Raw genomic sequence first — 19,121 nt, 5'->3', positions numbered from 1 at the left:
TGGTGCTGTGCGTCACCACGGCCCGTGCGGTCGCTCACTCGACCACGTGGCGTCCCTCGGGCCGGGCGCTGCACGAGGCGCGGAACGCGCAGTGCGTGCAGTGCTGGCCGGCGTTCGGTGCGAACCGCTCGTCGAGGACCTTGCCCGCGGCGGTGGCCAGCAGCTCGCCGACCCACTCCCCCGACAGCGGTTCCTGGGTCTGCACCTTGGGCAGGCCGTCGCCGCCGTCGCGCTTGGCGGCGCCCTGCCTGAGGTGCACCAGTTCGGCGCCGCCCGGTTCGGGGCGCACGCCGTCGAAGGCCTCGTCGACGGCTCCTTCACGGACGGCGAGCTGGTAGACCGCGAGCTGGGGGTGGCGGGCCACCTCGGCGGCGCTGGGTGCCTGTTTGCCGGTCTTGAAGTCCACCACGTAGGCGCGGCCCTCGCCGTCCGTCTCCACTCGGTCCATCTGGCCGCGGATGCGGACCTCGTAGTCGCCCGCTTCGAGGGTGACGTCGAAGTCCTGTTCGCTCGCCACGGGGGTGCGTGTGCCGTTCAGGACGTGCCAGTTCAGGAACCGTTCGAGCGCCACGCGCGCGTTGTCCTTCTCCTGCTGCGACTTCCAGGGCGCGTCGAACGCGAGCGCGTTCCACACCGAGTCCAGGCGTTCCATGAGGACGTCCAGGTCGGCCGGGCTGCGGCCGGAGGCGACCTCGTCCGCGAGGACGTGGACGACGTTGCCGAAGCCCTGCGCGGTGGTGGCCGGGGCGTCGGCCTTCACCTCGCGGCCCAGGAACCACTGGAGCGCGCAGGTGTTGGCGAGCTGGTCCAGGGCGCTGCCGGAGAGCACGACCGGCCGGTCGCGGTGGCGCAGCGGCACCTTGCTCTCGGTCGGGTCGTGCATGCCCCACCAGCGGTAGGGGTGCGCGGACGGCACCAGGGGGCGGCCGTCCTCGTCGGCGACGGCGGCGAGCCGGGCCAGGCGGCGGGCGGCGGCCTCCCTCAGCGCTGCGGACGCACGCGGGTCGACCGTGGTGGCGCGCAGCTCGGCGACGAGCGCGGCCACGGACAGCGGGCGCCGGGGCCGGCCGGTGACGTCCTTGGGCTCCACTCCGAGCTCGGTGAGGAACCGGGAGGGCTGATCGCCGTCGTCGGCCGGTGCCTTGACGGCGGTGACGACCAGGCGTTCACGCGCGCGCGTGGCGGCGACGTAGAACAGCCGGCGCTCCTCGGCGAGCAGCGCGCCCGGGGTGAGCGGTTCGGCGAGTCCGTCGCGGCCGATCCGGTCGGCCTCCAGCAGGGAACCGCGGCGGCGCAGGTCGGGCCAGAGGCCCTCCTGGACGCCGGCGACGACGACCAGCCGCCACTCCAGGCCCTTGGAGCGGTGAGCGGTCATCAGGCGGACGGCGTCGGGGCGTACGGCACGGCGGGTGAGGGTGTCGGCGGCGATGTCCTCGGCCTCGACCTCCTCCAGGAAGTTCAGCGCGCCGCGGCCTCCGGTGCGCTCCTCGGCGCGCGCGGCGGTGGCGAACAGCGCGCACACGGCGTCCAGGTCCCGGTCGGCGTTGCGGCCGGCCGCGCCGCCGCGCCGGGCGGCCCGCTCCAGGCGTGCGGGCCAGGGCGTGCCCTCCCACAGGTCCCACAGCGCCTCCTCGGCCGTACCGCCGCCCGCGAGCCGTTCACGGGCCTTGCGCAGCAGCGCGCCGAGGCGCTGCGCCCCGCGGGCGTAGGCCGGATCGTGCACGGCGAGGCGCTCGGGTTCGGCGAGCGCCCGTGCGAGCAGGACGTCGGAGGGGGGCGGCAGCGGGTTGCCCGCGGCCCGTTCCTCCTCGCGCAGGGCACGCCCGAGGCGGCGCAGGTCGGCCGGGTCCATGCCGGCGAGAGGGGAGGCGAGCAGGGTGAGTGCGGTCTCGGTGTCGAGCCAGGAGGCGGTGTCCGGGGCCTGCTCCGTCGGGTCACCGACGGCGGCTTCGCCCCGCAGCGGGCCGGCCTCCTGGGCGTCGGCCTCTGCGGGACCGGCTCGCCGAGCCCCGGCGTCGTCCGCGCCGGCCTCACCATCGTCCGCGTCGTCCGCGTCAGCCTCTGCGGGACCGGCTCGCCGAGCCCTGGCGTCGTCCGCGTCGGCCTCACCCTCGTCCGCGTCGTCCGCGTCAGCCTCTGCGGGCGCCGCCTCTTCCGGTGCCCCCGCCGATTGATCCCGGACGTCTTCTGCCCCGGCTTCCCCAGCCCCGGCTCCTTCCGTCTCCTCGGGCCGCCCGGCCTCCGCCACGGCCACCGCGCGCAGGGCGGTGAGCAGGGGCGCGACGGCCGGCTCGTGGCGCAGGGGCAGGTCGTCGCCGTCGATGTCCAGCGGGACGCCGGCCGCGGTGAGGGCACGGCGGAGGGTGGGCAGGGCGCGGGCGCCGGCCCGGACCAGGACGGCCATGTCGCTCCAGGCGACGCCGTCCTCCAGGTGCGCGCGGCGCAGGATGTCCGCGATGTTGTCCACTTCCGTGCCGGCCGTCGGATACGTGTAGACCTCGACGCGGCCCCCGTCCCGTATGGCGGCCGGCTCGCGGTGGGCGCGCACCTTGTCGGCCGGCAGCCGGGGCAGCGGCATCCGCCGGGTGATCAGGCGCGTGGCGGCCAGCAGGGCGGCGCCGGAGCGGCGGGAGGCGCGCAGCACCTCGACGGGGGCCGGGCGGCCGTCCGCGCACGTGAAGGCCGCCGGGAAGTCGAGGATGCCGTTCACGTCGGCGCCGCGGAAGGCGTAGATCGACTGGTCGGGGTCGCCCAGGGCGACCAGGGTGCGACCGCCGCCGGCCAGCGCGTGCAGGAGCCGTACCTGGGCGGGGTCGGTGTCCTGGTACTCGTCGACGTACACGGCGTCGTAGCGGGCGGCGAGCCGGACGGCGGTCTCCGGGCGGCGGGCGAGCAGGACCGCGCGGTGGACCAGTTCCGCGTAGTCGATCACGCCCTGCATGTCGAGGACGTCGAGGTACTCGGCGAGGAAGGTCGCGGCGGCGCCCCAGTCGGGGCGGCCGATGCGGCGGGCGAAGGCGCCCAGCTCGTCCGGGCCCAGGCCCAGCTCGCGGCTGCGGGCGAGGACCGCGCGGACCTCGTCGGCGAAGCCGCGCGTGGTCAGGCAGGCGCGCAGCTCGTCGGGCCAGCGCACATGGGTCAGTCCGAGGCGCTGCAGTTCCGGCTGCCCTGCGAGCAGCTCGCGGACGGTGACGTCCTGCTCGGGGCCGGAGAGCAGGCGCAGCGGCTCGGTGAACAGACCGCTGTCCTGGTGGGCTCGCACCAGGGCGTAACAGTAGGAGTGGAAGGTGGTGGCGCGGGGTGCGCGGGAGGCACCGATGCGCAGGGCCATGCGGTCGCGGAGATCGACGGCGGCCCTGCGGCTGAACGTCAGCACCAGGATGCGTTCGGGGTCGGCGCCCCGGGCGATCCGGGCGGCCACGGATTCGACGAGGGTGGTGGTCTTGCCGGTGCCGGGACCGGCGAGGACCAGCAGCGGTCCGCTGCCGTGGTCAACCACGGCACGCTGTGCCGCGTCCAGAGGAGGGGGGACCACTACGGCCGGCGGGGTACGGACCAGCCGGTAAGCGCCACGGCTCCCCTGCCGCACCGGGGGGTGCGGCAGGCGCCTGGTGGAGGAAGAAGAGGAGCTCACGTGGTTGGCCGGTCCTGGGGTGCGTGCTGGTGGGCGGGCGGTCACGGGGGCGGGGCGGTGGCCGCGGGGTGAGAGGGACGCGTGCAGCCGACGCTACGCCGCCACACCGGACGCAAGCAGTGCTTCCGCTTCTTCCCTCGTGGCCCTGGGGCCCCGTGGGTCCCCCGACCCACGAACGTACGTCATGCCACAGACGTCCCCCCAGTCACCCGTACGGGCCACGGGTTCTCACCGAGGGCCTCCGATGGCGGAAGCTGTCAGGTGTGACCCTCCGCGCCCGCCCCGCCGTCCCATCGGGCCCGCCGCATGTCGAGCCGCGGCAGATGCCCCTCGGCGCTCCTGGCCGCCTCCTTCAGCGGCGTGCCCTCGGCGCGGTAGTGGGCGAGCGCGCGCAATTCGTGGCCGGGCAGCAGCGCCCCGTCGGCGCGTACGACCCGCCACCACGGCACGGCGCCTCCGTAGAGCGACATCACCCGGCCGACCTGGCGCGGTCCGCCTTCCTCGAGCCACTCGGCGACGTCGCCGTACGTCATGACCCGCCCCGGAGGGATCCGCTCGGCGACCTCGAGGACCCGCTCGGCGTACACGGGCAGCGCGTGCGCGTACTCCTCGCGGGTGTCCTCGGCAGGGCTCTGCTCGCTCATTCGTCCCATCCTGCCGCACCCCACCGACATCGCGGCGCCCCCCGTGAGGAGCGGCCCTCTCGCTCCGGAACGGCGCTTGCGGCAGACTGTGCGCCCGCGCATCCACACCCTGATGCCCGCGTGTGTCGGTGGGGCATGCCACCATCGTGCGGGCGGTGACTGGTGATACGAGACCAAGAAGAGACCATGAAGCAGCAGGGAGTGCACCCCGACGGCGAGGCGGGCACCCCTGACGCCGCCGCGCGCCCCGACACCGCCGCCGGCGCGGCCAAGAGCAGCGGAGATCCGCAGCAGGAAGGCTCCGGTGCACGTCGGCACGAGGGCACGCAGGACGCCGGCACGCGCGCGCACGAGACCGGGGGCCCGGGCGTGCGTCCGGGTGGCGCGCCCCGGGAAGGCGACGACACACGCGCACCCACGGGCACCGAAAGCGACGGCTCAGGCACGCGTACGGGCGCCGAAAGCGACGACACACGCGCGCGTACGGGCGACGCAGCCCGCGGAAGCGACGAGCCACGCGCACGCGAGGACGGTGCGGACGACGCCAGGGAGGCGCGCGTCCGCCAGGAGTCGTCCCCCGACCGCGGTCCCTGCGCGGACGACGACCCGCACGCCGAAGCCGTGGAGGGCGACGAACCGCTGCTTCCCGCGCGCGTGCACCGCCCCTCCGATCTCATGCGGCTCCTGGTGGGCGTGCTCGCCATCGCGGTCCTGCTGGCGATCGCCGCGTTCGCGCACGGCACCACCTCGGGTTTCGAACAGGACATCCACAAGGGGACCGGACAGGCCCCCGACCTGCTGATCAAGATCGCGGGCCTGGCGTCCAGCATCGCGATCCTGCTGGTGCCGGTGGCCTTCGCGATCGAACGGCTGATCAAACGCGACGGGCTGCGCATCGCCGACGGCGTCCTCGCGGCCGTCCTCGCCCACGGAGTGACCCTCGCGGCCGACCTGTGGGTGGCGCGGGCCGCCCCGGGCTCGATCCAGGAGGCGCTCACCCAGCCCTCCCCGAGCGACATCCACGTCCTGACCGACCCGGTGCACGGCTATCTGGCCCCCGTCATCGCCTACATGACGGCCGTCGGCATGTCCCGCCGGCCCAGATGGCGCGCGGTGCTGTGGATCGTGCTGCTCCTCGACGCGTTCTCCATGCTGGTCACCGGCTACACGACACCGTTCTCGATCATCCTGACGGTGCTGATCGGCTGGACCATCGCCTACGGCACGCTGTACGCGGTCGGCTCCCCCAACGTCCGCCCGACCGGGCAGACCCTGATGGCGGGCCTGCGGCACGTCGGCTTCCACCCCGTGAGCGCGGCCCGCGAGGAGGCCGTGGAGACGGAGAACGGCGACCGCGGCCGGCGCTACTTCGTCACCCTGGAGGACGGCCCGCCGCTGGACGTCACGGTCGTGGACCGGGAACAGCAGGCGCAGGGCTTCTTCTATCGCGCGTGGCGCAATCTCACCCTGCGCGGTTTCGCCACCCGCTCCAGCCTCCAGTCGCTGCGCCAGGCGCTGGAACAGGAGGCGCTGCTGGCGTACGCGGCGATCGCCGCCGGCGCCAACGCGCCCAAGCTGATCGCCACCTCCGAACTCGGCCCCGACGCCGTCATGCTCGTCTACGAGCACACCGGCGGGCGCATGCTGGACTCGCTGGCCGACGAGGAGATCACCGACGAGCTGCTGCGCAACTCCTGGCACCAGGTGCGGGCGCTGCAGTCGCGGCGTATCGCGCACCGCAGGCTGGCAGGTGACGCGATTCTGGTGGATCGTTCCGGCAGGGTGATTCTCACCGAGCTGCGCGGTGGTGAGATCGCGGCCGGCGAGCTGCTGCTGCGCATGGACGTGGCCCAGCTGGTCACGACACTCGCCCTGCGGGTGGGGGCCGAGCGTGCGGTGGCCTCGGCGGTCGGGGTGCTCGGACCCGACGCGGTCGCCGACTGTCTGCCGATGCTGCAGCCGATCGCGCTGACCCGCTCCACGCGTGCGACGCTGCGCCGGCTGGCGCGGGAGCGCGCCGAGCGCGAACGGGAAGCGGTCCTGGAGGCGTCCCGGCAGGCCAAGCAGGCCCGCCTGGAGGAGGCGGCGGAAACGAGCCCGGCCGACGCCGAGAAGCCCGGCAAGAAGGCGGTTCGCGCCGAGCAGCGCGCGGAGCGGCGGGCCATCGACGAGGCCCTCGACGAGGCACGCGAGGAGGACCTGCTCACCCAGATCCGCCACCAGGTGCTGCGGATCAGGCCGCAGGCCCCCGTGGAGCCGGCCCGGCTGGAGCGGGTGCGGCCGCGCACCCTCATCAGCTTCATCGCGGGTGCGATCGGCGCCTACTACCTGCTGACGCAGCTCACCCACATCGAGTTCGGCACACTGTTCGCGCAGGCCCAGTGGGGCTGGGTGGCCGCCGCGGTGCTGTTCTCCGCGCTCAGTTACGTCGCCGCCGCGATGGCGCTGCTGGGGTTCGTGCCGGAGCGGGTGCCGTTCCTGAGGACCGTGGCGGCACAGGTCGCCGGGTCCTTCGTGAAGATCGTGGCGCCGGCCGCGGTGGGTGGAGTCGCCCTCAACACGCGCTTCCTGCAGCGCTCCGGCGTGCGCGCGGGTCTCGCGGTGGCGAGCGTCGGAGCGTCGCAGCTGTTCGGGCTCGGCTGTCACATCCTGATGCTGCTGTCCTTCGGCTACCTGACCGGCACCGAGAAGACGCCCTCCCTGTCGCCGTCCCGGACGGTCATCGCCGGCCTGCTGACCGTGGCGGTGCTGGTGCTCGTGGTGACCTCGGTGCCGTTCCTGCGGAAATTCGTCGTCACGCGCGTGCGGTCGCTGTTCGCCGGTGTCGTACCGCGCATGCTCGACGTGCTGCAGCGACCGCAGAAACTCGTCACCGGCATCGGCGGCATGCTCCTGCTGACGGCCTGCTTCGTGATGTGCCTGGACGCCTCGATCCGGGCGTTCGGCGGCGGCTCGGTCTCGCTGAGCATCGCCAGCGTCGCCGTCGTCTTCCTGGCCGGCAACGCGCTCGGGTCCGCGGCGCCCACCCCGGGCGGCGTGGGCGCGGTGGAGGCGAGCCTCACGCTCGGTCTGATCGCCTTCGGCCTGCCCAAGGAGGTCGCCGCCCCGGCCGTCCTGCTGTACCGACTGCTGACGCTGTGGCTGCCGGTGCTGCCGGGCTGGCTGGCCTTCAACCAGCTCACCCGCAAGGGAGCCTTGTAGGCAGGCCCCACCGCCACGGACAGGGGTGCCGAAGGGAACGGGCGGGCCCGAGGGCCCGGCAAACGCGCGCCGCCGCCTGCCCGCACGGTGTGCGTGTACCTCGTACGGCACGCGCCCCGCGCGTCCCGGCGTGTGCGCCAGGAGGATGGAAGCATGGCGAACCCCTCCCGGCTGCGCACCGCCGCTCTGACCACGGCTGCCGTGCTGCTGTCCGCTCTCCTGACCGGATGCGGTGACGGAACGCAGCCCGGCGACCTCACCGGGCAGCAGCTGGACTGGAAGGAGTGCCCGGCACCGTCCGAGGCCGAGGGCGGAGGGAGCGCCCCGACCCCGCTGCCGAGCGGCGGCACATGGCAGTGCGCCACGATGATGGCGCCGCTGGACTGGAGCAGGCCCAAGGGCGCCACGATCCCCATCGCCCTGATCCGCGCCAAGGCCAGCGGTCCGGCGAGCGAACGGATCGGCTCGCTCGTGTTCAACTTCGGCGGCCCCGGTGGCAGCGGGATCAGCACACTGCCCGCGTTCGGCGACGACTACGCCGCCCTGCGCACCCGCTACGACCTGGTCAGCTTCGACCCGCGCGGAGTCGGCCGCAGCGCACCGGTGAAGTGCGAGAGCGACGCCCAGCTGGACGCGTTCTTCCAGCAGGACGCGACCCCCGACGACAGTGCCGAGCGCACCGCTCTGCTGGACCGCACCAAGCAGTTCAACGCGGCCTGCGAGAAGAACTCCAGGAAGATCCTGCCGCACGTGGCGACCACGGACGCGGCCCGCGACATGGACCTGATGCGCCAGGTCCTCGGCGACGCCAAGCTGCACTACTTCGGCATCTCCTACGGCACCGAACTCGGCGGGGTGTACGCCCACCTGTTCCCCAAGAACGTCGGCCGGGCCGTGCTCGACGGCGTCATCGACCCCACGCAGAACCCCGAGCAGAGCTCGCTCGGACAGGCCAGGGGCTTCCAGCTGGCGCTGGACAACTTCGCCGAGGACTGCACCTCGAAGACCACGGAGTGCCCGATCGGCGACACGCCGCAGGAGGTGAAGGACCACATCGCGAAACTGCTGAACGACCTGGACAAGACGCCGATCCCCGGCATCGCGCCACGACGGCTCACCCAGAGCGCCGCGACCAACGGCATCGCACAGTCCCTGTACTCCAAGGACTTCTGGGAGTACCTGACCGAGGGACTGGAGCAGGCGTACGGCGGCGACGGCAGGATCCTCATGCTGCTGTCCGACGCGATGAACGGCCGCAGCGAGGACGGCGAGTACAGCAACATCACCGCGGCGAACATCGCCATCAACTGCGCCGACGAGAAGCCGCGCTACACCGCCGACCACGTCCAGCACGCGCTGCCCGAATTCCGCGCCGCGTCCCCGCTGTTCGGGGACTACCTCGCCTGGGGGCTGGTCAGCTGCACCGACTGGCCGGTGGCGGGCGCCGCCGATCACCCCGACGTCAGCGCGCCCGGTTCGGCGCCCATCCTCGTCGTCGGCAACACCGGCGACCCGGCGACCCCGTACGAGGGCGCGAAGAAGATGGTGGAGGCGCTCGGCAAGGGCGTCGCCGTCGAGCTGACGTACAAGGGCCAGGGGCACGGCGCGTACGACACCAAGAACAAGTGCGTGCAGAACGCGGTCAACGCCTACCTGCTGGAAGGGAAGCAGCCGAAGACCGGCACGGTCTGCTCCTGAAACCGGCTCGCGTCAGGTGACGGTTCGCTGCGGGCCGATCAGGAGGAGGGCGACGTCGTCGCTGCGCGGTGCGGATCGCCGAGCGCGGGCGATCAGACTGTCGGCGAGGGCGCCCACGGGCTGGTCCTCGGTGTGCGCGAGCCGGCGAGGGCGGTGATCGCGTCCTCGATGTCCGTGCCGGGGGCTTCGACGAGTCCGTCGGTGTACAGGGCGAGCATGGCACCGGGCGGCAGTGGGACGTGCGTCGCCGGGTAGTCGGCGGCGCGGTCGATGCCGAGCAGGAGGCCGGGCGGCGGCTGGAGGACCTCGGTGTGACCGTCCGGGAGGACCCAGCACGTCCGGGCCGGATCCCGGGGAGCGGGCGTCAGCGGCCGTGTGGGGCACGCTTCACCTTCCCGTGCAGCACCGGTCACCTTCCCGTGCAGCACCGGCCGGCGATCTCCGTGTCTGCCGGGCGGGCTGGAGGCCGTGTCTGCGCCGATGCCCGGGACCGAACCGACCTGCGTACCGGCCGCTCCCGGCCGGCGAGCACCGCCCGGCGCGGCAGCTGGGTCGCGTACGTCCCACCGCCCGCCGATGGCGCGGGAGCGCGGTACCCGGCAGCGACGAGAGGGCGGCTCCGGCAGCGCGATACCGGACCGGCCGCACCTGGCGCCACCCATATACGGACGATACGCCCGGTATCCCCAGACGGCAGTGCGCCGACGCCCCCCGCTCAGTGAGGCGGCGCCCACGTGAAATGCCCGGGGTGTGCGTCCGCCGTGCCGGGTGCAGGGATGATCTGTGCCGACGGCCACAGCGAACGGGACGCACATGGGCGCATACTGAGCCATGACAAAGTCTGCTGCGCCGAAGCGTCATCTGCCTACCAGCCCCTTCAAGGCCCCGGTCACACCGGCTCCCAAGCACTTCGCCCTGGGCGACCAGGTCACCCACGACGTGTACGGCCTCGGCCGGGTCGTCGGCATCGAGGACGGAGTCGCGGCGCTCGTGGACTTCGGCTCGGCACAGATGCGGATCTTGAGCCCGTACGCCAAGATGACCAAGCTGTAGGACCGCTGCGCCCGGTCACGGCACATCCGGGTCCCTCACGGACCGGTAACGAAAGAGAGTCTTCTCATCGATCTGACGTCGCTGTTCTCCGCCCCGGAAGGGCAACCCCGCCGCTCCCCGGCGGGATCGCCGCCTCCGGCGACCAATCCGTTCCAGGCCCCTGACTTCGGTCCGGACGAGGCCTGGCCGCTCGAGGAGGCTCAGGAGCCCGCCTCGGGCACACGTGCGGCGCGGCCCAAGGCCGCCTAGCGCCACGCATGACGGTGGCTCCGGCGACCGGCCGCGGGCGGCAGGGCCGGGGCGCCGTCCGTGCTGCCCGACACTGTCAGCGGGGCGCGGCCGGCACCCCGCGGACGCCGAGTGCGGGCACCACTGGGTCCTGAGCTCACGAGGACGCCCGACGTCGACCGCCCACGACAGAAGCCCACGGCATCTGATCTGGTCAGAGCCGTGGGCTTCGTCGGCCTCGCCGGTCGGCGAGGCCGGTGATCAGTACACCGGCAAGTCAGGCCATGTACCGGATGACCTGCATGTTTCCTTCATTCTCCCTCCCCCTGGGCCGTCGTCGGGCCGTCATCGGTGACCGGGCCGTCCGCGAAGGCACGGTTCACGGCCTCCCGTGTCCGCTTCTCGCTGCTGGGCATCAGGTGCGTGTACGTCCGCAGGGTGAAGCCCGGGTCGTGGTGCCCCAGGTACTGGGAGACAGCCTTGATGCTCTCCCCTGCGTCCAGCAATACGGATGCATAGAAGTGCCTCAGCGCGTGCATCCCGCTTGCCCGGCCGCGAGCGACGTCCGCCGCATCAAGAGCCGGGCGCCAAGTCAAGCGGTTGAAGTCGTTGCGGTTGACCGGACGGCCCTGATCCCGATGGAAGAGCAAGGATGCCGTCACGGGCGGACCGTCGACTGATGGGGTAGGCCCAGGCTTTCCAGCCGGACTGTCCGGCCGCGGCGGCGAGGTCGTGCAGGTGGGCGAAGGACAGGGCGCCGGCGACGGGTTCGCGACCCACCGTCTTCCCGTCGAGGGGTGTCGGCTCGCCCTCGGTGGTCACTCCTTTCCGGAGTACCCCGGCGAGGGGTGGTGACCGTGGCCCGCTCGATCCGACCGGACGCCGTCCTCGTCTGCTCGAACTCCGGGCTCCGCTTCGCTGAGGGCCGTCCCGGCTGGCCTGGTGCTGGTTCCTCATCGCCCTGGTCGCCTCCCTCGGCGCCAACGTCGCCACCGCCGGATACGACGAGGTAGAGATCCTGTCCATCACCGTGCCCGAGCCGGGCATCTCCGGTGAGCTGGCCATGGGCACGCCGGTCGCGCTCACGGGCCTGATCGCCCGGCCGTGGGAGGTGCCGGGCGGCGGCTCGGGCAGCGACGCGGCCAGGGACGAGCTGACGGGGGCCCCCTCGCCTGGGAGAGCGGCAAAGCTGCCCTTGCCCTGCCTGGGCTGTGATGAGCGCGTCGGCCAGGACGAGGGTGGCGGTGATCTCCTAGCGGACCTTGCAGCGGTGGGTGCGGGCGGCCAGCTGGGCGGCGGACTGGATGCCTTCGACGTGGCTGCCTCGTGTGACCGGCTGCGGCACTCGTTCGCCCTGTACGGCGTCACCTCCCGCGACGGCGATGACCTACCAGGGCGCCGCCATGGTGTTGACCAAGGTCGGCGAAACCGACCTCGCATGGATCGCTGCCGACCGCGGATTGGCTGCCGCCCAGCAGTCCGACAACATGGCCGTGACCGGGTCACTCTTCCGCTCCGTGGCTCACTGCCTCCTCTCCAACGGCCGATTCGATGCCGCCGTGCAGCTCGTCGGCGACGCGGCCGACTGCCTTCGCCCCGCACTCAGGGACGCCGATGCGGAGTTCCTGTCGATCTACGGGACGCTCTTCCTCGCGGGATCGATCGCTGCCGCCCGTGCCGACGACCGAGCCACTGCCAGCACATTCCTCGCCGAAGCAGACCAAGCAGCGCAGCGGCTTGGACGAGACGCCAACCACATGTGGACGGCGTTCGGGCCCACCAACGTCGCCATTCATCGCGTCGCTACGGCGGCCGAGCTGGGAGACATGCAGGTGGCCATGGACCTCGGCCCACAGATCGACACCAACGGCCTGCCCATCGAGCGCCGGACGCGCCATAACCTCGAAGTAGCCCGAGCACTCAGCGCGCACAACCGGACGGACGACGCCCTGTCGTGATCCTCGAAGCCGAGCAGTGGGCACCGGAACAGGTCCACAGCCACTACCTCGCCCGTGAGCTTGTGCTCACCTGGGTGCGGAACCAGCATGGCCGACCGAGCCGGACACTGGCGGAGCTCGCCGACGGCTGCACGTCGTCTGAGGTAGGTAGGCTCGGCTGCATGGCAGCGAGTGAGTACGAAGCGAAGATGGCGCATCCGCGCATGGCCGCGGGTGCGCTCTTCTTTGATGCCGGCGGGCGGGTCCTCATGGTGGAGCCCACCTACCAGGAGTACTGGGATCGAGGGCGGCCAGCTCACGCCGGAAGTCCTGGCCGGGGTGACCTTGCAGGCCGACGAGCTGAAGAGCTTCGAGTTCCTGTCCCCCGACGAGATCACCGACCGCACGATTCCGCGCCTGGCACGACGGATCCTTGCCGCCGTTGAGGCCCGATCATCAGGGACCGCACCGATCTACCTCGAACATGGGCAACAGCCCAACAGTGTTGCCGCGTAGCGGCACGGGAGCCGCCGTCCCCTGATCGCTGTCGAGTCTCAGTTGATGGTTGACGGGTTGGCGTCGCGTGATGCTTGACGTCTGACCTAGGCAGTCAGTCTTCCAACTGGTCGAAGGTCTCCACTGCGGAGCGGTAGGTGCCCTGTTCCGACACGGCGGGGTTGATGAGGACGACGAAGTCGGAGAGAGCAGTCTCGGACGGCGTGCCATCGTCGTTGACGCTGCCCGGTTCGTCCTCCCACGCAATCAAGTGGATCACTACCGAATAGCGGCCCACCGACAGATCGCACTGGACGGTTCCAGGCCATGCTTCGGCCCCCACCGCCTCGATGCCGCTGAGCCACACCTGTCCCGACGAATGGAGAAGGTAGGCGTCCGAGGTAACGAGGCGGTGCCTGCTCTCCCGCTCTGTCAGCTGCGCAAGCAGACCGACGCCACCTATCCTGACCAGCACCCCGAACACACCGTCACTTCGGATGTTGATGGGAACGAGGGCGCCGGCACGGATATGCCGTTCAACGTCCTCGTCCTCGCCGAGCTGCGGGTCCCAGGTGTCGTAATCAACGATGCTGGTGAAGCGCTGCGGGTCCCACAGAGCGAGCATTCCGGCGTCGGTTGCCACCGTGGACACGGTCTCGACAGTGCGCAGTGAAGCAGTCATCTGGGAATCCTGCCACGCGGCCCCGACGGTGACTCCGCCATCCCTCCACGCACCCAGGGCAGACGCATACAGCCAAGCCGAGGCAAGCGGTGTCAAGCATCAGGTGAAGCCACAACGTCAAGCATCAACCGAGCCAAGACACCGTCCCCTGATCGCTGTGCGGTGCGAATTTCCCTACATCATCAAGGCTCGCTTCGCTCGCTGGTCCGGCGGCCAACGGCGCTCTTGGAGCATCGCCAACCCGACCGCCGTACCCTCCGCCCAAGCGCATCAACGGCCGCGCCCGGCCCCCATGCCACCGCCACCACGATCCGGCCTCAGGAAGGGAAAGACGCAACAGCAGCTCGACCCCAACGCCCCGGCACCGGGGCCACCGCGAACCCCTTTCCACCCGGTTGCCTACACCCAGTAGGTCGGATCAGGACCCGAGGGCCGCGCCAAGCGCGGCGGCGCCGGCCGGTCGCCGCCGCGCCGCCTCATCTGTCTTCGCCACCGGCCGCACGTCGCCGCCCGTCCGTCGCCGCACGCAGCGGCCACATTCCAACACGGGCACGGGGCCAACGGTGATCCCCAACGGTGCAGGTCAAAGACGCTTTGTGTCACCGAAAGAGGCCGGATCGTGGTGGCGGTGGCATGCGGGCCGACGCTGCCAGATGCGCGGACGTTCGTACGGCCCGCTGATCCCGCACCAGGCCACCGGTCGGACGGCGGCCGTTGCCATGAGAGGGGGAGAACCCGCGGTGGCCGCACCGTATGGGCGGCTAACGGTCAGAACGATGCCTCCGGCGGGGGATCGGCCGGCACCGGGATGGTGGGGGCGCCGTCGCCGACTGCGGGCCCGTCGTAGCTGATGCTGGGGGCTCGCATCCCGCACACCATCGACCCAGGCAGAGCCGAGCAGACGCGGCCCCTGGCGTCCAGGTCGTACGTACAGTGCCGCGCTCCACCTGGACGCCAGGAACCACGCCCGCTCAACGGTGTGTGGGTCGACGGCGTACGGGATGCGAGCTGGGGTGAGTGGTGGGTTGAGGAGGTACGCACCGTCAGCGCTCACCGGAGACAGCTATTGGAAAACCGGCTTTGCGGCGCGGTCGGTCTCGTCCTGCACGAGCAGGGAAAGCAGGGAGGCCACGGGCAGGCCGGCTTCTGCCGGGTGGCGCAACACCTTGTCCGGCTCGATGCGGTAGGTGTTCGTGCGCCCATCACGGGTGTGGGAGAGGTAACCGTCCTGCTCGAGGTCGGCAATGATGCGCTGGACGGCGCGCTCCGTGAGCCGGCAGCGGGCAGCGATGTCGCGGATCCGGACGTTCGGGTTGTCAGCGATGGCCGCCAGTACGCGCGCGTGGCTGGTGATGAACGTCCATCCGCTGTGAGGTTCCGGCACTCCAACCATGCTCAGCATCTTAGAGGGCCCCTTATTGACGAAGCCAGATACATGACATACTTTTCCGGTAAGTGCTGACGTGGTCCGCGCTGAAGCGCCACGGAAGGAACCCCAAAGGTGTCCAGGGAAGAGGCCGTCATGCCAATGCTCATGAGCAACGCCGGCGCGGAGCAGAACGCGGACCAAGCCAGAGACCATGCCCCGGAAGCTAAGCCGGACCCGTACGAATGGCGCGGCACCTGGGTCGTCGCTGCCCACGGCTCCTACGACATGCACTCGATCCAGCCTCTGACCGACGCCCTGAACGCCGCCGCCAGGAAGCATCCCAAGGTGATCCTGGACGCCTCCGGTGTCGACTTCGCGGACTCCACATTCCTCAATCTGTTGATCCTCACTCACCAAACAGGCACCCTGCGCGTGGCCGCGCCGCCGGAGCAGCTTCAGCGACTGCTCGCCATCACCGGAGCCGACACCGTCCTAGAGATACGAGAGACTCTGTACGACGCCGCCGTCTCCTGAGCCCCTCCACTGAAGAGCCTGGACGCTCGCCGACCCATGCAGCACCGCGGTGAAAGGCTGCGGATCACCATGCAAGAGTGCCCTGACGCCGACCGCGAGAATCTCGACCTGCGCAACCAGATCGAGCAGCTGAAGCAGGCGATCGATTCCCACGCCGTCATCGACCAAGCGATCGGCGTCGTAATCGCCTACAGCGGCGTGCAACCACAGCAAGGGTGGACAGTCCTCAAGGAAGTCTCACAGCACACCAACGTCAAGCTGCGAGAAGTCGCAGCGCACGTCGTGCAGTGGCCGCAGTGCAAGCGGCTTCCCCCGGAGATCCGCAGGGCTCTGGATGCTTCACTGGAGCGCCAACGACTCTCTCGCCTTCCATCACCCCACCCCCCAGAGGACAGCTCATAGGGGCATCGAACCGACGCCTTGACGCGGCCATTGAGACTCCACCGGCCTCGGGAAGCCGGACGCGATCGGGTTTACTCCGAATAGCTGCCGCCTCTAATCTGCGTAAAAGCCCCATAAGCCTCATATCGCTTTGTTGGATCACTGAGGAGGGCCCCTCATGGCCCATGCAGCCCACGCCGCTCCCCGGCCTTTGCCTCGCGCCAACCCGGCCCTGGCCCGCGGCTGCGAAATGTGTCTGGGGTGGGGGACCGTGATCACCGATGAGGGGCAGCACGAACTGTGCCCGGCTTGCCAGACAGATGCGCGCGAGGCTGGGCCGATTGCAGATGCGCCGCCTACCCACGGGCAGGCTTGATCGCTGCCGGACCCGGGCTGACGTCGCTGACCGTAGGCAATCGGTGCCCCGTGCGTGATGTGCGAGCCTTGGCAGCGAGCTAGGGCCGACAGACACGACTGGACGGGAGGACGCGATGCGGCAGGCCTACCACGAGCAGCTGGCGTCGATCAGCGAGGGCCTGATGGAGATGGCGAACATGGTCGGCTCGGCCATGGGTATGGCCACGACCGCCCTCTTGGACGCCGATCTGCAGCTTGCCGAGAGCGTGATCTCAGGCAACGCGAAGGTTGATGACCTCCAGCGTGACTTGGAGGACCGGGCGATTGCGGTTCTGGCGCGGCAGCAGCCGGTTGCCACGGACCTGCGGACCGTGGTCACCTCGCTGCGCATAAGTGCAGACCTGGAGCGCTGTGGGGTTCTGGCCCAGCATGTGGCCAAGCTGGCCCGGATGCGCTTCCCTCAGGAGGCGGTGCCGCGCGATCTGCGCCGCACGATTTTGGAGATGGGCCAGCTCGCGCAGCGTCTGATGGCGCAGGCCGCCGAGGTACTCCTCACCCACGACGTCGACGCGGCCCTCCACTTGGAGAAGGACGACGACCGCATGGACGAACTGCACCGCACGATCTTCCAGCACCTGATGGATGAGCGGTGGCATCACGGTGTGGCGACGGCCGTGGATGTCACGCTGGTCGGCCGCTACTACGAACGGTTCGCCGACCATGCGGTAGCGGTCGCTCAGCGCGTGGTCTACCTGGTCACCGGCGAGCGTGCAGACGAACTGCCCCTAGACGGTCTCGCGTGATCTTCACCAGGGTCGGTAGGGACCACCTTGCCGGGTTCCGCGTCGCGCGGTGCCTGGCACACGTAGCCGGCCGAGCTACGGTTCGGCCCCTTTCGGCGGGCGTAGCGTTGGCGGTCCGAGTTCCGGCGGCCGTTGTGCACGGCCTTGCTCGGGCCAGAACGCACCGGGGAGGTTGGGTCGAGTACGAGCCGCATGCAGGCGCCGTCCCTTGCCGGTCGGCCCCCCTCACGCTTGCCATTGCGACTCAGCCGACGTTGACTACAGACCGCGCTTCTTGTTCCAGTCGCTGATGTACCACGCGTAAGCGATGTTGCCGATTCCTCCAGTGAACAGGAACAGCACCACGTGAACCATGGCGGACTGGCGTCGTCGACCGTAACCCCCGGCGAAGGCGGCCGCAGAGGCAGAAGCAGCAACGTTGTTGTTGATGATGATCGGCTGCGGCGCCTGGGGCTGCTGAGGGGGTACAGGCTACGGTGCGGACATTCTGCGCCTATCGGTTGATCGTTCAAGTAAGGCTTAAAGATAGAGTGAAGATCGGCCTGCGTGAAGACACGGGATGATCACATTCGGAGCGGGTGAGTCCTTTGGGGGGCGCGCTGTCCACACTCGTTCGGTGAACCAGAGCACTGACAGCCGACGAGTGATCCCCTCTGGGCCGTCCCTGGTCGTCCGAGGCCGCTCAGTGGCGACAGGCGGCGACTACTAACGACAGTCGTAGCGAGCGGCAGCCGCAGGCGGGCCGGGCCGTCTCTGGGCCGTGCGAGGACGCCCGACGCCGACCGACAACGACAAAAGCCCACGGCATCTGATCTGGTCAGAGCCGTGGGCTTCGTCAGCCTCGCTGGTGAGCGAGACCCTTGGTCAGTACACCGGCTTGTGCGGTTCGATCTGGTTGACCCAGCCGATGACGCCGCCGCCGACGTGGACGGCGTCGGAGAAGCCCGCGGACTTCAGGACGGCGAGGACTTCCGCACTGCGGACACCCGTCTTGCAATGCAGGACGATCTTCTTGTCCTGCGGGAGGCCCTCGAGGGCGGTGCCCATGAGGAACTCGTTCTTGGGGATCAGCCTGGCGCCAGGGATGGAGACGATCTCGTACTCGTTCGGCTCGCGGACGTCGATGATCTCGATGTTCTCGCCCTCGTCGATCCACTCCTTGAGCTGCTTGGGAGTGATCGTGGAGTCGGCGGCCGCCGCCTGGGCCTCCTCGGAGACGACGCCGCAGAAGGCCTCGTAGTCGATGAGCTCGGTGACGGTCGGATTCTCGCCGCAGACCGCGCAGTTCGGGTCCTTGCGGACCTTGACCTGGCGGTACGTCATCTCCAGGGCGTCGTAGATCATAAGGCGGCCGACCAGCGGCTCGCCGATGCCCGCGAGGAGCTTGATGGCCTCGTTGACCTGGATGGAGCCGATGGACGCGCAGAGCACGCCCAGGACGCCGCCCTCGGCGCAGGAGGGGACCATGCCCGGGGGCGGGGGCTCCGGGTAGAGGCAGCGGTAGCAGGGGCCGTGCTCGGACCAGAAGACGGAGGCCTGCCCGTCGAAACGGTAGATCGAACCCCAGACATACGGCTTGTTCAGCAGCACGCACGCGTCGTTGACCAGGTAGCGGGTCGCGAAGTTGTCGGTGCCGTCGACGATCAGGTCGTACTGGCTGAAGATGTCCATCACGTTGTCGGCCTCGAGCCGCTCCTCGTGAAGGACCACATTCACGTACGGGTTGATGCCCTTGACCGAGTCACGGGCGGACTCGGCCTTGGAGCGGCCGATGTCGGACTGGCTGTGGATGATCTGACGCTGCAGGTTGGACTCGTCGACCTCGTCGAACTCCACGATGCCGAGGGTGCCCACGCCGGCGGCGGCCAGGTACATCAGCGCCGGCGAGCCCAGGCCACCGGCGCCCACGCACAGCACCTTGGCGTTCTTCAGCCGCTTCTGCCCGTCCATGCCCACGTCGGGGATGATCAGGTGGCGGGAGTACCTGCGGACCTCGTCTACGGTGAGCTCAGGAGCTGGCTCGACCAGGGGTGGCAGCGACACGGGGACTCCGTTGGTCGGTCGATCACTACGGTTGTTCTCCCCGTAACACTGCCACGGCCTTT

General features: G+C 70.4%; 14 protein-coding genes and 2 pseudogenes. 8 read left to right on the top strand and 8 right to left on the bottom strand.

The genetic code is table 11. The features are described 5' to 3' along the window. Positions 1-34 precede the first annotated feature (34 nt). Complete coding sequence (locus tag ABZ919_RS30055; RefSeq protein WP_361253883.1) at positions 35-3,589, bottom strand: ATP-dependent DNA helicase; 3,555 nt, start codon at positions 3,587-3,589, stop codon at positions 35-37. Between the two features lie 302 nt (positions 3,590-3,891). Further along, a complete protein-coding gene (locus ABZ919_RS30050; protein WP_361253727.1) occupies positions 3,892-4,278 on the bottom strand; it encodes an MGMT family protein in 387 nt (128 codons plus the stop codon). Positions 4,279-4,464: 186 nt separating this feature from the next. On the opposite strand from ABZ919_RS30050, the gene ABZ919_RS30045 reads away from it, so the two are divergent. Further along, positions 4,465-7,479 carry a lysylphosphatidylglycerol synthase domain-containing protein gene (locus tag ABZ919_RS30045; protein WP_361253725.1) on the top strand — a complete coding sequence of 1,005 codons (3,015 nt, stop codon included), beginning with the start codon at positions 4,465-4,467 and terminating at the stop codon, positions 7,477-7,479. A gap of 153 nt (positions 7,480-7,632) precedes the next feature. After that, complete coding sequence (locus tag ABZ919_RS30040) at positions 7,633-9,177, top strand: alpha/beta hydrolase (RefSeq protein WP_361253723.1); 1,545 nt, start codon at positions 7,633-7,635, stop codon at positions 9,175-9,177. Between the two features lie 92 nt (positions 9,178-9,269). Here the strand turns inward: ABZ919_RS30040 and ABZ919_RS30035 are convergent, their stop codons facing one another. Beyond that, positions 9,270-9,605: a SpoIIE family protein phosphatase gene (locus ABZ919_RS30035; RefSeq protein ID WP_361253721.1), complete on the bottom strand. Its 336-nt coding sequence runs from the start codon at positions 9,603-9,605 to the stop codon at positions 9,270-9,272. Positions 9,606-10,008: 403 nt separating this feature from the next. Here ABZ919_RS30035 and ABZ919_RS30030 point away from each other — a divergent pair, with 403 nt between their 5' ends. Beyond that, positions 10,009-10,230, top strand: a complete 222-nt coding sequence (locus tag ABZ919_RS30030) for a hypothetical protein (protein WP_361253719.1) — start codon at positions 10,009-10,011, stop codon at positions 10,228-10,230. Between the two features lie 539 nt (positions 10,231-10,769). Here ABZ919_RS30030 and ABZ919_RS30025 read toward each other — a convergent pair. Both ABZ919_RS30025 and ABZ919_RS30020 read right to left on the bottom strand, forming a co-directional pair. Continuing rightward, a pseudogene (locus tag ABZ919_RS30025) lies at positions 10,770-11,138 on the bottom strand (tyrosine-type recombinase/integrase); the annotation flags it as partial. Next, positions 11,134-11,238: pseudogene (locus ABZ919_RS30020) on the bottom strand (DUF2637 domain-containing protein); the annotation flags it as partial. The pseudogenes ABZ919_RS30020 and ABZ919_RS30025, both read right to left, overlap by 5 nt. Before the next feature lie 602 nt (positions 11,239-11,840). Here ABZ919_RS30020 and ABZ919_RS30015 point away from each other — a divergent pair. Together ABZ919_RS30015 and ABZ919_RS30010 are read left to right on the top strand one after the other, a co-directional pair. Then, complete coding sequence (locus tag ABZ919_RS30015) at positions 11,841-12,416, top strand: hypothetical protein (RefSeq protein WP_361253718.1); 576 nt, start codon at positions 11,841-11,843, stop codon at positions 12,414-12,416. A gap of 318 nt (positions 12,417-12,734) precedes the next feature. Then, on the top strand, positions 12,735-12,911 hold the full coding sequence (locus ABZ919_RS30010; RefSeq protein ID WP_361253716.1) for a hypothetical protein: 177 nt from the start codon (positions 12,735-12,737) through the stop codon (positions 12,909-12,911). Positions 12,912-13,005: 94 nt separating this feature from the next. On the opposite strand, the gene ABZ919_RS30005 is transcribed toward ABZ919_RS30010, so the two are convergent. Further along, entirely contained in the window at positions 13,006-13,572 is a 567-nt protein-coding gene (locus ABZ919_RS30005) for a hypothetical protein (RefSeq protein WP_361253715.1), read from the bottom strand. 1,063 nt (positions 13,573-14,635) lie between these two features. Next, positions 14,636-14,965 carry a helix-turn-helix domain-containing protein gene (locus tag ABZ919_RS30000; RefSeq protein ID WP_361253713.1) on the bottom strand — a complete coding sequence of 110 codons (330 nt, stop codon included), beginning with the start codon at positions 14,963-14,965 and terminating at the stop codon, positions 14,636-14,638. 108 nt (positions 14,966-15,073) lie between these two features. Between ABZ919_RS30000 and ABZ919_RS29995 the strand changes: the two genes are divergently transcribed. From ABZ919_RS29995 to phoU, 3 genes are all read left to right on the top strand, one after another. Next, positions 15,074-15,475, top strand: coding sequence for an STAS domain-containing protein (locus tag ABZ919_RS29995; RefSeq protein ID WP_361253711.1), 402 nt, complete (start codon positions 15,074-15,076; stop codon positions 15,473-15,475). Positions 15,476-15,511: 36 nt separating this feature from the next. Continuing rightward, positions 15,512-15,877, top strand: a complete 366-nt coding sequence (locus ABZ919_RS29990; RefSeq protein WP_361253709.1) for an ANTAR domain-containing protein — start codon at positions 15,512-15,514, stop codon at positions 15,875-15,877. 470 nt (positions 15,878-16,347) lie between these two features. Beyond that, on the top strand, positions 16,348-17,016 hold the full coding sequence (gene phoU, locus ABZ919_RS29985) for a phosphate signaling complex protein PhoU (RefSeq protein WP_361253707.1): 669 nt from the start codon (positions 16,348-16,350) through the stop codon (positions 17,014-17,016). A gap of 864 nt (positions 17,017-17,880) precedes the next feature. Here the strand turns inward: phoU and moeZ are convergent. Then, positions 17,881-19,059, bottom strand: coding sequence for an adenylyltransferase/sulfurtransferase MoeZ (moeZ, locus tag ABZ919_RS29980; RefSeq protein ID WP_361253705.1), 1,179 nt, complete (start codon positions 19,057-19,059; stop codon positions 17,881-17,883). Between the last annotated feature and the right edge of the window lie 62 nt (positions 19,060-19,121).

This window comes from Streptomyces sp. NPDC046759, from assembly GCF_040645475.1.
Taxonomy (GTDB): Bacteria; Actinomycetota; Actinomycetes; order Streptomycetales; family Streptomycetaceae; genus Streptomyces.
This window is presented reverse-complemented; position numbering and strand designations above follow the sequence as displayed.

What these genes read in the sequence shown, in the direction of transcription:
- ABZ919_RS30050 (WP_361253727.1), bottom strand. Translation starts at nt 4,278, where the DNA reads ATGAGCGAGCAGAGCCCTGCCGAGGACACCCGCGAGGAGTACGCGCAC.
- ABZ919_RS30045 (WP_361253725.1), top strand. Translation starts at nt 4,465, where the DNA reads ATGAAGCAGCAGGGAGTGCACCCCGACGGCGAGGCGGGCACCCCTGAC.
- ABZ919_RS30040 (WP_361253723.1), top strand. Translation starts at nt 7,633, where the DNA reads ATGGCGAACCCCTCCCGGCTGCGCACCGCCGCTCTGACCACGGCTGCC.
- ABZ919_RS30030 (WP_361253719.1), top strand. Translation starts at nt 10,009, where the DNA reads ATGACAAAGTCTGCTGCGCCGAAGCGTCATCTGCCTACCAGCCCCTTC.
- ABZ919_RS30015 (WP_361253718.1), top strand. Translation starts at nt 11,841, where the DNA reads ATGACCTACCAGGGCGCCGCCATGGTGTTGACCAAGGTCGGCGAAACC.
- ABZ919_RS30005 (WP_361253715.1), bottom strand. Translation starts at nt 13,572, where the DNA reads ATGACTGCTTCACTGCGCACTGTCGAGACCGTGTCCACGGTGGCAACC.
- ABZ919_RS30000 (WP_361253713.1), bottom strand. Translation starts at nt 14,965, where the DNA reads ATGGTTGGAGTGCCGGAACCTCACAGCGGATGGACGTTCATCACCAGC.
- ABZ919_RS29990 (WP_361253709.1), top strand. Translation starts at nt 15,512, where the DNA reads ATGCAGCACCGCGGTGAAAGGCTGCGGATCACCATGCAAGAGTGCCCT.
- phoU (WP_361253707.1), top strand. Translation starts at nt 16,348, where the DNA reads ATGCGGCAGGCCTACCACGAGCAGCTGGCGTCGATCAGCGAGGGCCTG.